14 protein-coding genes are annotated in these 13,390 nt (G+C 52.6%); 7 read left to right on the top strand and 7 right to left on the bottom strand.

From position 1 onward, the window contains the following. Nucleotides 1–24: 24 nt before the first annotated feature. Together ACWAU0_RS10780 and ACWAU0_RS10775 are read right to left on the bottom strand one after the other, a co-directional pair. On the bottom strand, nucleotides 25–2,106 hold the full coding sequence (locus ACWAU0_RS10780) for a TonB-dependent receptor (protein ID WP_458139119.1): 2,082 nt from the start codon (nucleotides 2,104–2,106) through the stop codon (nucleotides 25–27). Between the two features lie 115 nt (nucleotides 2,107–2,221). Next, nucleotides 2,222–3,460 (bottom strand): PepSY-associated TM helix domain-containing protein, encoded by a 1,239-nt coding sequence (locus ACWAU0_RS10775; protein ID WP_458139118.1) that lies wholly within the window; start codon nucleotides 3,458–3,460, stop codon nucleotides 2,222–2,224. Between the two features lie 426 nt (nucleotides 3,461–3,886). Here ACWAU0_RS10775 and ACWAU0_RS10770 point away from each other — a divergent pair, with 426 nt between their 5' ends. Together ACWAU0_RS10770 and ACWAU0_RS10765 are read left to right on the top strand one after the other, a co-directional pair. Further along, nucleotides 3,887–5,494: a SagB/ThcOx family dehydrogenase gene (locus tag ACWAU0_RS10770; RefSeq protein WP_458139117.1), complete on the top strand. Its 1,608-nt coding sequence runs from the start codon at nucleotides 3,887–3,889 to the stop codon at nucleotides 5,492–5,494. Nucleotides 5,495–5,604: 110 nt separating this feature from the next. Next, nucleotides 5,605–6,000, top strand: a complete 396-nt coding sequence (locus ACWAU0_RS10765; protein ID WP_033159164.1) for a hypothetical protein — start codon at nucleotides 5,605–5,607, stop codon at nucleotides 5,998–6,000. An 18-nt stretch (nucleotides 6,001–6,018) separates the two neighbouring features. Here the strand turns inward: ACWAU0_RS10765 and mnmE are convergent, their stop codons facing one another. Genes mnmE through rpmH form a run of 5 tightly spaced genes read right to left on the bottom strand, consistent with a single transcriptional unit; the run spans nucleotide 6,019 to nucleotide 9,801 of the window. Then, nucleotides 6,019–7,359, bottom strand: a complete 1,341-nt coding sequence (mnmE, locus tag ACWAU0_RS10760) for a tRNA uridine-5-carboxymethylaminomethyl(34) synthesis GTPase MnmE (protein WP_458139116.1) — start codon at nucleotides 7,357–7,359, stop codon at nucleotides 6,019–6,021. Next, nucleotides 7,359–9,089, bottom strand: a complete 1,731-nt coding sequence (gene yidC, locus ACWAU0_RS10755) for a membrane protein insertase YidC (protein WP_458139115.1) — start codon at nucleotides 9,087–9,089, stop codon at nucleotides 7,359–7,361. The genes mnmE and yidC overlap by 1 nt, the downstream gene beginning before the upstream one ends. Before the next feature lie 2 nt (nucleotides 9,090–9,091). After that, nucleotides 9,092–9,316, bottom strand: a complete 225-nt coding sequence (yidD, locus tag ACWAU0_RS10750; RefSeq protein WP_081733834.1) for a membrane protein insertion efficiency factor YidD — start codon at nucleotides 9,314–9,316, stop codon at nucleotides 9,092–9,094. Further along, nucleotides 9,298–9,666, bottom strand: coding sequence for a ribonuclease P protein component (gene rnpA, locus ACWAU0_RS10745; protein ID WP_205451345.1), 369 nt, complete (start codon nucleotides 9,664–9,666; stop codon nucleotides 9,298–9,300). Before rnpA ends, yidD begins: the two co-directional genes overlap by 19 nt. Further along, entirely contained in the window at nucleotides 9,667–9,801 is a 135-nt protein-coding gene (rpmH, locus tag ACWAU0_RS10740; RefSeq protein WP_020483365.1) for a 50S ribosomal protein L34, read from the bottom strand. 161 nt (nucleotides 9,802–9,962) lie between these two features. Here rpmH and ACWAU0_RS10735 point away from each other — a divergent pair, with 161 nt between their 5' ends. From ACWAU0_RS10735 to ACWAU0_RS10715, 5 genes are all read left to right on the top strand, one after another. After that, entirely contained in the window at nucleotides 9,963–10,355 is a 393-nt protein-coding gene (locus ACWAU0_RS10735) for a YMGG-like glycine zipper-containing protein (protein WP_171697561.1), read from the top strand. A gap of 22 nt (nucleotides 10,356–10,377) precedes the next feature. Beyond that, nucleotides 10,378–11,412 carry an inorganic phosphate transporter gene (locus ACWAU0_RS10730; protein ID WP_458139114.1) on the top strand — a complete coding sequence of 345 codons (1,035 nt, stop codon included), beginning with the start codon at nucleotides 10,378–10,380 and terminating at the stop codon, nucleotides 11,410–11,412. A gap of 14 nt (nucleotides 11,413–11,426) precedes the next feature. Further along, on the top strand, nucleotides 11,427–12,068 hold the full coding sequence (locus ACWAU0_RS10725; RefSeq protein ID WP_458139113.1) for a DUF47 domain-containing protein: 642 nt from the start codon (nucleotides 11,427–11,429) through the stop codon (nucleotides 12,066–12,068). A gap of 174 nt (nucleotides 12,069–12,242) precedes the next feature. Next, nucleotides 12,243–12,851: a glutathione S-transferase N-terminal domain-containing protein gene (locus ACWAU0_RS10720; RefSeq protein WP_458139112.1), complete on the top strand. Its 609-nt coding sequence runs from the start codon at nucleotides 12,243–12,245 to the stop codon at nucleotides 12,849–12,851. Then, the gene (locus ACWAU0_RS10715; RefSeq protein ID WP_458139111.1) at nucleotides 12,848–13,231 is read left to right on the top strand and encodes a ClpXP protease specificity-enhancing factor; all 384 of its coding nucleotides are present in this window, start codon (nucleotides 12,848–12,850) and stop codon (nucleotides 13,229–13,231) included. The genes ACWAU0_RS10720 and ACWAU0_RS10715 overlap by 4 nt, the downstream gene beginning before the upstream one ends. The last annotated feature ends 159 nt before the right edge of the window (nucleotides 13,232–13,390 follow it).

Raw genomic sequence — 13,390 nt, 5'->3', positions numbered from 1 at the left:
CAACCTATTCGCGCCGGTTCAATTTTAAAACTTGGCGCTGATACCGCCGGTAATGGTGGCGCCCGGCGCGATATACCCAATACCTTCATACTTATCGTTACCGATATTCATGAAGGTCATCCGGGCGGTAACATCCTTGACTAGGGTCTTGGCCACCCCTAAATCGTAGGTTGCGTAGCTTTTATACACGGCAGAGCCGCCCGGTGCGGTAGGTAAATTGGTCTCGGTAGAGTATCGGTCGCCGACGTAATTGAAAGCACCGAAAACCGAAAAGCCGTAAGGCAGGCTAACATCAGCCCGCAAACTACCTTGATCTTGCGGCACATTGGTAAGTTGCTTGCCGATCAAATTAGGATTCCTATCGTGCTTGGTGACAATCGAATCGTTCTTGGTATAACTCGCGTACAAAGTCAGGAAATCGCCTAGCTTCCACATCCCTTCGACCTCAATACCCTCGGCCCGAATGGCGCCGATATTAATTTTGTCGGTGGTGCCGACCGTCGCGCCGCTTCGTTGCACTGTGGCGATAAAATCCTCCGCGGTGGTGTTATAGATCGTGGTTTTGATATATCCCTGCCGGCCAAAGTAATAATCCAAGCCAATATCGCCGGAAACGGCTTTTTCGGGAGTCAAATACGGGTTACCGTAAGCCACGGTCGTCCCACCCCGCCTGCTATTGCCGTAGAGCTGAGAAACATCCGGGGTGTTAAACGACTGACCTATCGAGCCGCGCAGCACTAAATCATCGGTGAGCTTGTACGAAAACCCACCCTTAGGCGAGAACGAGTCCTCCGCATGATTACCCCATTGGCCTTGCCCAGGGAAACTGGTTTTGGTATCTCTGAATTGGCCGTCTGTCTGCCACAGATCCCAACGCCCGGCCAAGCTTACGTTCAACGGTCCATAATTGATTTCGTCTTGCAAAAATATGCCGCTCAATTGAATGCCGCCCTCGACAAGCTGTTCTCTGCCGCGTTCCGCGGGAAACTGGTTAGTCATGGTCATTTGACTGTCTGCATGTTGTCCGCCCACCGTCAATTTGTGATGGCTGCCTATGTAATGGCTATATTGCGCGCGAATACCGGCTTCCATATCGTCAAAATCGCCGCGATAGGAAATCAGACTGGCGGCCATCGTGCCGGGGCGGGCCACATCCGGACTGGTTGCATTGGCAGCGTTTGCACTATCGGCATCCATTCGGCCAATACGGCTGTATAAGACTACCGTGGCTTCAGAACGCTCCCCCAAATAGCGATAACGTGCCGAACCCAGGTATTGCTCTCTATCTTGGGCTATGTAATCAGGAATTCGATATAAGCCTGTTGCAACGTCGCTCAAATAGGAAAAACTCAGATCCAGCAGATTAGAGGCATCAAATTCGTGCGTAAATTTGGCGCCTACATTGGTTTTTCGCGTGCCGGTTTTATCGCGTTGCGATAAGGGAATCGAAGCCACACTCGTATCCGGACGCCACATGTTATAGCCGTCGCTTTCCAAATAACTGGTTGATACCGAACCGCCGCTGTGCTCGCCGCCGTAAGAGACGATACCTGCTTCACGGATAGTTTCCATGCTGCCGTATTCGCTATCCACTTTGCCTTTCACGCCGGGCGTAATCGCTTTAGAAATAACGTTTATTACACCACCCATCGCATGGTTGCCGTAAAGGGCCGAACCGGCGCCTCTGACAATTTCCACTCGATCCACGTCAATAGTGCCCAGTTGCGACCAATCCACCTGACTGTCGTAGGACACATTCATAGGCACATCGTCGATCAATACCAAGGTGCGGCCATTGCCCGGCAGGCCTCGGGTATAGGTCTGGGCAATCCGATTGGGAGACGAGGCATCCATGCGGCTGGCATACACACCCGGCACGCCCTTGAGTAATTGATCGACGGTTGTCGCGTTGGATTTTTCGATACGCTCCCTATCGATCACTGTCACCGTAGCCGATACATCGCGAATACTGCGTTCGGTTTTGGTTGCGGTAATCACCATTTCATCCAACTCATCAGGCGCTTTTTCCACAGCGGCCAAATTCAACGGCATGATCAAAGGTAATACCACAGCAATGTTTTTGGTGGTGGCACGAGCAGGTAACATCGATAACCTCAAAGTCCTTTAAAGTTTACGGAAGGGTCGGGATTGAGCACAAAAGCTCCTCAACGGCGCGCAGGCACGCGCCGGATTTTGTTAGTTCGTCATCGTGGGAAAAACGTTAGCTAGCGGCGGCTTTCAAACCGGTTCGACGGGCACGATTAGCTTTACGCTTTTTCAACCAATGGATCAGGCCGGTGACCATCATCACTAACGGCGCAAACCCCGCCACTAGTACCGCGATGCGCCCTGGAGTACCGAGAATCTCGCCGTTATGCAAAGGCAGTTGCAAATTGATAAAAGCGTTACCGGCGTTGAATTTTTTCGGGTCGCGCACCGCCAAAATCGCGCCGTCGTATTGATCGACCCAAAAGCTGGTAGAGCCTTTGCTGCGCAGTTCGTCGGACTGCCGAGCAGAGACCATGTAACTGCCGTTCTCACCGACCGGTAGGAAAATCCGTTGAATCTGAATCCCTGGATACGCGGCTTGAATATTGGCCTTGACTATCTCCGGTTGAATTACCGTGCCGCCATTTGCTGTTGATTTGATGCCGCGCGGCATGTCTTCGAGAGGTGAGAAAAAATTAACCGCCGGTTTAAACAACTGCGGCAGATTGAAATATACCCCGGAGAAGGCCACTGCCAACATGACTATAGCGGTATAGATACCGGTGGTTTTGTGCAGATCGAAATTAAAGCGCGTGGCGCTGGCGTTACGTTTAATCAGAAAAGCCTGCTTGATTTTGCCGAGTTTCGGCCACCACAAATAAATGCCGGTAACCGTCAATACCAAGGTCAGCAAGGAGGTAATCCCCATGACCAGCTTACCGAAATCACCCGCCAAAAGGCTGAAATGCAGGCGCAAAATAAATGTCATCAAGGCGTCGTTTCTATCCCGATCACCAAGCACCTGACCGGTGTACGGATTCACCATAACTTCGTGAAAGTGATGATTGTGGCCTTTGTGGCCCGGCATCGCCGCCGCTTGATAACGCACGATGAGCGCTTCACTCGGGTCCTCAGGCATCTGTAGATGGGAGGGTGGCTCTGGAATGGGCGAGACGCGGTTCGCGATTGCCACTAAATCCGCAATGGGTAACCAGCGTTCGCCAACGGCCACGCTCATCATGTCGGGATTCAGCCACTTATCCAGAGCATGCTCGTAAACCAGAAGGCTGCCGGTAACCCCGGCAATCACCAGTAGCGTACCCAACCACAAGGAAATATACAGATGCAATTTCAACAGACACTTGCGCAGAGTGATTTTCTTGAAAGCGGTTTTGAAATTGCCTAGAAAGGACCCCGACACTAATTTGTCGGACAATTTTTGTTCCGACACAAAAGGATAACTTGTGGACATTGCGACGCTCCCGAACCTTTTAACTACGCTGAATAAAATAGTGCTGTCTACCCAGCACCCCATCCGGACCAAAGCGCAAGCCGGATGCTTGCAAAACTATCGAACCCAACCAAGGCAAAAACAAGACCATCCAAAAAATATCTATAAAAAACAGTGCTTTATAAAATTTTTCAGCGCCAACAGCCACCCCTTACTATCGAAACTATGTTAATTAGCCGAGCGTCAGACGGGTATATAGTGGAAATCCACCAACACTTGCTTACCTTGAAGAACGCGAATATTTCTGTTGCGAGCCTGAGACTTTAAACCTCCGGACGGCAGCCCATATAATCGTGGGAGATCAGGCACGAAACATGCTGAACATTGCTAATTTTCAGAAAATACTCCGCTCCATCCACACAGCATTGAATGTATAGAGAGAACCCAATGAACAACCTTGCAGACGCTGTCATTAGCTACCACAACCGTACCAAACACCAATTAAACGCCTACGCCAAAGGCCCGGAGTCTTTGGATTGGGACGACCAGCCCAATCCGTTTCGGCGTTTTAGCGGTTGTGAAGCGGTAAAACTGCCGCCACCTGGTGCCGAACTAAGTTGTTTGTTCGCGGACTTGGACAAACCGGAACAGATAGCACCGCAGCCGTTAAACCGAACCAATCTGGGCCTGTTATTGGAATTGTCGTTCGGCTTGTCGGCCTGGAAACAATTTGGTCCGGACCGCTGGGCTTTGCGCTGCAATCCGTCCAGCGGCAATTTGCATCCCACGGAAGCGTATGTGCTTTGTACCGATCCGGAGCTATTGCCACCTGGCGTCTATCACTACGTCAGTCACGATCATCATCTGGAGCGGCGCAGCCGGTTTACTGCGGAAACGGCAGCTAAAGAGGTTTATATTGGCCTGTCCTCAATTCATTGGCGGGAAGCCTGGAAATACGGGGAACGGGCCTTTCGCTACTGCCAACACGACATCGGTCATGCACTGGCCGCGCTGAGTTATGCCGCCGCCTGCTTGGGTTGGTCGATAGAATTGCTGAGCGAGACTGCCGATGCCGACATCGCCGCCTGGCTGGGGCTGGATCGCAGCGAGGATTTTGTCGCGACCGAACACGAAACGCCGGATTTATTCTGCCGGCTGCATGCCAGCCAAACGGCGGGCGGCGAGTTTTCCACCGCACATTTAGCAACACTTAGCCAAAGCGCCGAATGGTTCGGGAAGGCCGAGCGCTTGAGCGGCAGGCATTTTTACCGTTGGCCGATTATCGATGAAGTCTCCGCCCAAGCCGTCAAGCCGACGACAGTTGCCGAACGTTTAACCCTGCCGAACCTGGATCTACCGGCGCCCAGCCACAACCTGCCTGCCAGCGTGTTGATTCGCCAACGCCGTAGCGCGCAGCACTTTAACGGCAAATCCCCGGAGCTGCCCTTGGCGGATTTTCACAGAATACTGGCCGCGCTGCTGCCCAACGCCAAACCGCCGTTTACTGCCTGGAATTGGCCGGCGCAAGTCAATATCGTCTTATTTGTGCATCGGGTGGCCGGCCTGGAACCGGGCTTATATGTGCTGCCGCGCACGGCGGATGCGGCGACGGAATTAAAACCGCTTTGTTCCGCCGATTACGAATGGCAGGCCGTCGAGGCACCGTTCGAATTTTATCGGCTGACGGCCGGCAGCGTCAGGCAAGCCGCAAAAACCCTGTCCTGCCACCAACCCATCGCCAGCGACAGCGCGTTTAGCTTAGGGATGTTGGCGCGCTTTGCCGACAATGTGGACGCCGAAGCCTGGCGCTATCGCCGGCTGTTCTGGGAAAGCGGCCTACTGGGGCAAATTTTATACCTGGAAGCGGAAGCCGCCGGCGTGCGCGGCACCGGCATCGGCTGTTTTTTTGACGATGCGGTACACGGTGTGTTGGGTTTAAAAGATAACGGCTGGCAAAGCCTGTATCATTTTACTATCGGCGAACCGCTGGACGACAGCCGGCTGCAAACCTTTCCGGCCTATGCGCATTTGAGCGAGTCGGCCGCCAGCGCCTGATTTGCTTGAGGTTTGGCACCTGAGTGACAATCGTTGAAATATTTACGCAACAATCCCGCCGACAATGTTTAAAATCATGGCTTTACCCAGCCAACCACTAAAGGCCCGCCATGAGTTTTAAATCCAGCTTGATCCGTTTCGTCATCAAATTGACCCCCAACGCGCTGATCATTTGGGGGGCGAACATCATCATGAAAGGCATCGCCGAGTTGACCCAGTTCAACTTCGATCTCGATGCCAGGAAAGTGTATGTGCAAACCCGGCTATACGGTGAGGAACACACCATAGAAGTGACCCTGGAAGATTTTGCAGTATTCAACGACGGCGAGTCCTACCGTTTCATCATTCACCACGCCAGCTCCGACCGGCCTTGGCTGAACAACATCCTGGCCAAGTTCACCGGCAAAGCCTGGAAAATTCCGACCCTGCCGTTGTTTGCCGCGCAATTGGAATTGGTTGCCGAAGTCTTTAGCGCCAAGCCGGTGGTATTGGAGCAAATCGATTGATAAGTCCGCGTTAGTCGCTTACTTACCAATGCAAAAGCTGGAAAAAATCTCGCCTAGTAGATCGTCGGAGGTAAATTCGCCGGTGATGGCGGATAAGCTGGTTTGCGCCTGGCGCAATTCTTCCGCAACCAGTTCGTGCGCTTGATGCAGCAATTGCTCGGCGGCGCGGTCCACGGCTTGCGCGGCAAGTTGCAAGGCCTGGATGTGGCGGGTTCTGGCGACAAATACGTTATCCACGCTTTCCGTAAAACCCATGCTTTGTTTCAGGTGTTGGCGCAGCAAATCCAGACCATGTTTATGTTTGATGGACAAATGGATTTCGGTGCTTTGCTGAGTTTCCATGACCCTGGGTTGACCGCCGATCAGATCGATTTTATTGAAAACTTTGGTGACCGCAATGTTGGCCGGCAGGCTGGCATCCAAGCTGGCGCTGTCCGGGTCGGTGCTGTCTATCAACAATAAAATCCGGTCGGCCTTGGCAATTTCCTGGCGAGCACGGCGGATACCTTCTTGTTCGACAGGGTTATCGCTGTCATGCAAGCCGGCGGTGTCGATGACATGCAAGGGCATGCCATCCAGTTGGATGCGTTCGCGTAATACGTCGCGGGTGGTGCCAGCGATGTCGGTGACAATCGCCGCGTCGTGACCGGCCAAGGCATTCAACAAGCTGGATTTGCCGGCGTTAGGTTTGCCGGCCAATACCACGGTCATGCCGTCGTGTAACAGCCGGCCTTGCTGGGCGGTTTTGCCGATGCCGGCAAGTTTGCTTTGCAAGCGTGCTATGCGCCCAGCCACCACGCCGTCGCCCAGGAAGTCGATTTCTTCATCGACAAAATCGATGGCCGCTTCGATAAACACCCGCAGCTCGATCAGTTCGTCTATCAGTTCGTTGATTTGTTCGGAAAACACGCCCTGCATGGATTGCTGCGCAGAGCGCACGGCTTGTTCGGTGCCGCTGCTGATCAGGTCGGCTATCGCTTCGGCTTGCGCCAGATCGATTTTGTTGTTTAGAAAAGCTCTTTGACTAAATTCGCCGGGGTTAGCCAAACGCGCACCCAATTCCAACACCCGTCGCAGCAGCATATCCAGCACCACACTGCCGCCGTGGCCTTGCAGCTCGATAACCTGTTCACCGGTAAACGAAGCCGGCGCGGCAAAATACAGCAGCAAGCCGCTGTCGATTACCCGGCCATCGGCATCAAGGAAGTGAACAAACTGGGCGTAGCGGGGTTTGGGAAGAGTTTTGCCGGTGAGGCTTTGGGCGATGCCGGACGCGGATGGCCCGGAGATGCGAATGACGCCGACGCCGCCGTTACCGGGCGGCGTGGCAATAGCGGCTATGGTGTCGCCGCCTAGCATTAAGGTACTACGCTATGCTTGTGCGCATCCTCTTCAAGCACGTGTTTAGTGATATACCACTGCTGGATGATCGACAAGCTGTTGTTGCAAATCCAGTACAGTACCAAACCGGACGGGAAGAACAGGAAGAACACGGTGAACACGATAGGGAACATTTTCATCACCTGGGCTTGCAGCGGATCGATAGGCGCCGGATTCAAGCTTTGCTGAATTTTCATGGTGATGCCGTACAAAATCGGCAGCAGATAGAACGGGTCTTGCGCCGACAAATCCTGAATCCACAGGGCGAAATCGGCCTGACGCACTTCGACGGTCTCAATCAATACCCAATACAAGGAGATGAATACCGGAATCTGCACCATAATCGGCAAGCAACCGCCCAAAGGATTGACCTTTTCTTTTTTGTACATCGCCATCATTTCGGTGTTGAATTTCTGGCGGTCTTCACCATAACGCTCTTGCAGTTCTTTCAGGCGCGGCTGAATCTTGCGCATTTTGGCCATCGACTGAAAGCTGGCTTTCGACAGTTTAAAGAACAAGGCCTTGATGACAAAGGTGACGCCCAGAATCGCCACGCCCCAATTTTCGACATAACCGTAGATTTGGTTAAGTAGCCAATAAATACCTTTGGCAATCGGCGTCAACCAGCTGTAATCGACGGTGAGTTCCAGACCTGGCGCCAAAGCTTCCATGATTGGCTGAATTTTCGGACCTGCAAACAACTGACTGCTAAACACGGCTTCGCCATTGGCTGGAACCGTCAAATCGGGGGATAAGGAACCGACCTGGAAACGGGAATCCTTCAGATCGTTGGTGTAAAACTGGGCGTCCTGATCGGCTGGTGGAATCCACGCCGCTGCAAAATAATGTTGGATCATGCCACTCCAACCGCCTTTGCTGTGCACGTTTTCCTTGGCTTTGACGTCGTACTTGTCATCCGCCATATCTTCAAATTTGATTTTTTGGAATTTGTCTTTTTCGGTGTAAACCACGCCGCCGGAGAATGTCCGAATAAAGCTGTTGTTGCTTTTGTCGCTGTACTGGGTTCTCACCAGTTGGTTGTACTGCTTGCCGGACCAGTCCTGAGCGGAATGGTTGCTGACCTTTTGCTCCAGACCAACGGCATAATTGCCGCGTTTGAAGGTGTATGTTTTGGTGACCGTCAATCCCTGTGGGTTAGTCCAGGTCAGGGGGATTCTCAGCTCGTCCTGCCCATCAAGCAACTGATATTCGGTTTTTTCGGCGGTGAACAGGCTTTTATGATCGGGGGCAGCCAAGGAATTGGCATTGGCAATCAGGCCGCTTTGGGCAAGGTACAAGCTGTCGGGATTGCTGTCGAACAACCGAATCGGATTTAGGTTTTTCTCCGGAGGCGTCATGCCGATCAGGGCATAAGCTTTGTCGACTACGGTGTTGATTTTCTCGTGCGGATATTTCAACAAATCCAGATTGCGTAATGTGCCGCCCTGAGGATCAATTTCCAGCTCGAAAACATCGGTTTTGACTTTGATAACATTTTCAGCAGCTACTTGGGCGACAGTCGGCACCGCAGCAGCTCGGGCATCTCCCGCCGTTTGTCCGGGGGACACTGTTGCTACATCGCCAGCCAATACGGGTTTATCAGAAACCAGGGCCTGCGGCTTGGGGCCGTAATCGATCTGCCACGATTCCCACAGCATGTAGGAGATCATCAACATCGCCATGACCAGTACAAATCTTATGTTATCCATTGTTATTTACTCAATTTTTCCGGAACAGGATCAATGCCACCCTCATGAAACGGGTGGCATTTTAATAAGCGTCGAAGCGTGAGGTAAGAGCCTTTGAAAGCACCATGAATCTGGATTGCCTCTAAGCCATAACTTGAACAGCTGGGATAAAAACGACATCTGGGTCCCAGCAAAGGACTTATGAAGTATTTGTAAACCTTGATCAGGGTTATGAGCAGGAATCGCATCGATCTACCAGTTTATGCCAATGCCTTTCCAATGACTTCCTCAATATCGGCGAGGCTGCATTTGCTGCATCACCTCTTGCCAAAACAACAATATCAATGCCGACGATATGTTGACGCTGTAATCTAAAACTTTCCCTGACAGCCCTTTTTATGCGGTTCCTTGCGACTGCTTTTTTTATAGTTTTTTTTGCGATCGCCAAACCCAGCCGCGGATGCGGCAGGATATTGTTCGTCGCCAACACCGTAAAATATTTATCTGTGGACTTTACGGGATTGGTAAATACTTTTTTATACTCAGCGGGCGTCCCTAGCCGATACTGATCGGGAAAGCCGAAATCTTCCGCCGACAATTAAACCGTCAGCGATGCGCGGCCTTTAGCTCTGCGCGCATTGATCACTTTGCGACCGCCCACAGTAGCCATTCTGGCACGAAAGCCGTGAGTTCTAGCGCGTTTGATTTTGCTGGGTTGATAAGTTCTTTTCATGTGCTGCTGCCTTTGGTGATAAAAACGGATAAAAAAGGCTGCGAATCATACGTGACAGGCTTGCCAGTGTCAATTTGACTTGTAAATTTCCAAAACAGTGCAAAATGGACTACTCTCTGGAACACTGTCAATGCATTCAGCATTAATGAAGGAGACTTGTCATGCATAAATTACCGCTTAAATCGATTTTAGCAACCAGCCTGTTAGTCGCCGGTTGCGCCACCACCACCGGCTGGACTCCCACGGTGGACACCTATAACGATCCCAATGCGTTCCGCTTGAATCAGGATATGCAGGAATGCGAGCAACTGGCTTCGCAGTCGTCCAGTACCGTTAAAGACACTGCCACCGGCGCAGCAGTTGGCGGCTTGATAGGCGCTGCGGGCGGCGCGGCCATTGGCGCGGTAGTCGGCAACCCCGGCACCGGTGCAGCCATTGGTGCAGCGGCCGGCGGTATCGGCGGCGGCGCTCAGCAAGGCATACAAGCCAACGACCGCTACAAAAATGCCTATCGCAACTGCCTGAGACAGCGCGGCCATAACGTCGTCAATTAATCTGCATTAGGCCGTCACTATTTTGGAGGCATTGGTTTCGTTTATCGGTGTTGCGATCATCATTGTGCTGGTATTCGATTACACCAACGGTTTTCATGATGCCTCCAATATCATTGCCAGCGTCATCGCCTCCCGCGCTATGACGCCGGTGCAGGCGGTTTTGGTGGTGGCAATCTTCGAATTCCTGGGGCCGCTGCTAGGCGGAACCGCCGTCGCCAACACAGTCGGCAACCTGGTGGATTTATCCTCCATTCCGAAAGCGGATGCGCTGTTAATCGTAGTCTCCGGACTTTTCGCCGCAGTATTCTGGAATTTATTTACTTGGTGGCGCGGCTTACCATCGTCGTCGTCTCACGCGCTGATGGGCGGCTTGATCGGCGCCACGCTAATCGGCATAGGCAGCAAACCCATAGATTGGGGATTCAACGCTTTAAGTGAAGGCCGCATACATGGCTTCAGTAAAATTCTACTGGCTTTATTGCTCTCGCCCGTCCTGGGCTTTCTGGTGGGCTTTATCATTCAGCGACTGACAATGTTCTTATTGCGGTCCGCAGCGCCAAGCATTAATCAGCAGCTTCGTAACGTCCAATGGCTGACCGCCGCCGCGCTGGCCTTTTCGCACGGCGCCAACGACGCACAAAAAAGCATGGGCGTGTTGACCTTGATTTTGTTGCTTAGCGGCGAAATCGACAGCTTTAAAGTGCCCGGCTGGGTCATGCTGTTTTGCGCCAGCGCAATGACAGCAGGCGTATTGACCGGCGGCTGGCGTATCGTGCGGACCTTGGGTTTTGCCATTTATAAAATCCGCCCAATCCACGCGCTAAACGCACAGCTGAGCGCATGCCTGACTATTTTCGGCAGCTCACTACTTGGCGCCCCGGTGTCCACGACGCATGTTGTAGCATCGGCCATCATGGGTATTGGTGCATCTGATCGCCCCAGAGCGGTACGCTGGGGAAAAGCCTTGGAAATTTTGCGAACCTGGCTGATCACCATCCCCGGCGCAGCCATGATCGCCTGCATCAGTTTTCTGATATTCGACTACTTTCTCAAATAGCCGCTGTAATCTTCATGTCATCTCCCAAGCTTTCACTGGCCTCCCGGCTGTTTCAGAGAATATTCCCGAAAACCGCCGACTTCTATCTATTGCTGCACCAACAGTGCCAGCAGGTGTGCGTCACCGTCGATAATCTGGCCCGTTTCATGGCCAGCGAATCAGTCGAAGCCGGCAAGATGTTGAAAGAAGACGAGCACGAAGCCGACCGAATCCGCATGCACAATCTGCACGAACTTAACAGCTCGTTTGCCACACCGATTGATCGCGAAGACATTTATCGCGCCATCGCCTCTATGGACAGCATCGTTACCTATTGCAAAAGCACGTATAACGAGATGGAAGCCCTGGAACTGAACCCCGACAGCCATTCGCAAGCGATGGTCATCGAGTTGCAAGTGGGCATCAAAGCACTGGAGCGCGGCTTCGCCGTATTAGGCAAAGACCCTGCTGAGGCCGAGCAACACGCCTTTGCCGCCCGCCACTCGGAGCGCCGCATCGAGAAGATGTACTGCAAGGCCATCGCCGATTTATTCCAAGGCGATGACTACTTGAATATGTTTAAACAACGCGAACTTTATCGGCATTTGTCCAATGCCGCCGACAAGGTTCATGCCACTGCGAATGTACTGGAAGACATCATCGTCAAACTGGGCTGAATAGTGCGGCAAGCCGTTTAAAATAGCCGGGTGCAGCCCGTTATTTTCAAGGGCAGAATGCGTCCGGCATCGCCCCCAAAAGCCCCAACATCCATGCTACAATCTGCCCCGGTTTAAATCCTGTTACTCAAAGAGGTTCACTTCGTGGCAAACATCACCAGCCGAAAATCCGCAATGACTCTTTTTTCATCATCAGCCTGCATAATGAGCCACTGCGCCAGGCTAGTTGTATACGAAAAAGGCGTGCCAGCGGAAGTTGAGTTTTTCGACCCGAATGACCCGCCGGAAGATCTGCTGGAACTGAACCCCAACGGTAATGCCCCGACTTTCGTGGAACGCGACTTAGTGCTGTACGACGCCCGCATCATCATGGAATATCTGGATGAACGCTTTCCGCACCCCGCCTTGCACCAAATGGACCCGGTCTCCCGCGCCAACGCCCGGATGCTGATCAAACGCATCGATCAGGAGTGGTATCCGCTGCTGGATGACGTGCTGGTCAACGGCGACAAAAAAGCCGCCAAGGCTAAAAAACAACTCCGGGAAAGCTTACTGGCTGCCGCACCGGTATTTGAAGCGACACCGTATTTTATGAGCGACGAGTACTCTCTGATCGATTGTGCGATGGCACCATTCTTGTGGCGACTTCCCAGCATCGGTATTGACATTGCCGGCCTAGGCAAAGGCATCACCGCCTACGCCAACCGACTTTTCTCCAGACGGGCTTTTCAAGAAAGCCTGAGCCGCGAAGAAAGAGACATGATGCAAGCCCCAAGCAAATGACCCCACTTAAACCCTATCTGATTCGCTCCATCTACGAATGGATCGTCGACAACGGCCTGACCCCCCATCTTTTGGTCAACGCCGACTACCCCGGCGTAACGCTGCCGGGCGACTTCGTGGAAGACGGCCGAATCGTACTGAATATGCGCCCGGAAGCCATTCAAGGTTTGGTGCTCGGCAATGAAGAAATCCAATTCAACGCCCGGTTTGCCGGCAAACCCATGCGCATTATCGCGCCGTGCAAAGCGGTGTTGGCCATCTATGCCAAAGAAAATGGCAAAGGTATGATTTTCGACCCGGAAGAGAATGAGGACGAAACCCCGCCGACACCGACAGAGCCCAAACCTCCGCAAAAACCACAACTAAGAGTGGTCAAATAACAAACGCATGCCGAAAAGAATGCCTCTGCGCCGAGGCATTCCCTTAACCCGCCTAAACAAGCCAGTTAAAAAAAGCCCCCTCCAGTTGCCGACAATTGGCACTGAAATCCAGCCAAACACCTGTACACCGTAAAGACACCGACTAAACTGTGCGATAGA

This window comes from Methylomonas sp. Uni0009 (assembly GCF_054188105.3).
The sequence above is the reverse complement of the archived record's forward strand: the minus strand, read 5'-3'. Positions and strand labels throughout refer to the sequence as shown.

Coding starts and splice junctions, on each gene's coding strand:
- ACWAU0_RS10780 (WP_458139119.1), bottom strand. CDS start 2,106: ATGTTACCTGCTCGTGCCACCACCAAAAACATTGCTGTGGTATTACCT.
- ACWAU0_RS10775 (WP_458139118.1), bottom strand. CDS start 3,460: ATGTCCACAAGTTATCCTTTTGTGTCGGAACAAAAATTGTCCGACAAA.
- ACWAU0_RS10770 (WP_458139117.1), top strand. CDS start 3,887: ATGAACAACCTTGCAGACGCTGTCATTAGCTACCACAACCGTACCAAA.
- ACWAU0_RS10765 (WP_033159164.1), top strand. CDS start 5,605: ATGAGTTTTAAATCCAGCTTGATCCGTTTCGTCATCAAATTGACCCCC.
- mnmE (WP_458139116.1), bottom strand. CDS start 7,359: ATGCTAGGCGGCGACACCATAGCCGCTATTGCCACGCCGCCCGGTAAC.
- yidC (WP_458139115.1), bottom strand. CDS start 9,089: ATGGATAACATAAGATTTGTACTGGTCATGGCGATGTTGATGATCTCC.
- yidD (WP_081733834.1), bottom strand. CDS start 9,316: ATGCGATTCCTGCTCATAACCCTGATCAAGGTTTACAAATACTTCATA.
- rpmH (WP_020483365.1), bottom strand. CDS start 9,801: ATGAAAAGAACTTATCAACCCAGCAAAATCAAACGCGCTAGAACTCAC.
- ACWAU0_RS10735 (WP_171697561.1), top strand. CDS start 9,963: ATGCATAAATTACCGCTTAAATCGATTTTAGCAACCAGCCTGTTAGTC.
- ACWAU0_RS10725 (WP_458139113.1), top strand. CDS start 11,427: ATGTCATCTCCCAAGCTTTCACTGGCCTCCCGGCTGTTTCAGAGAATA.
- ACWAU0_RS10720 (WP_458139112.1), top strand. CDS start 12,243: ATGACTCTTTTTTCATCATCAGCCTGCATAATGAGCCACTGCGCCAGG.
- ACWAU0_RS10715 (WP_458139111.1), top strand. CDS start 12,848: ATGACCCCACTTAAACCCTATCTGATTCGCTCCATCTACGAATGGATC.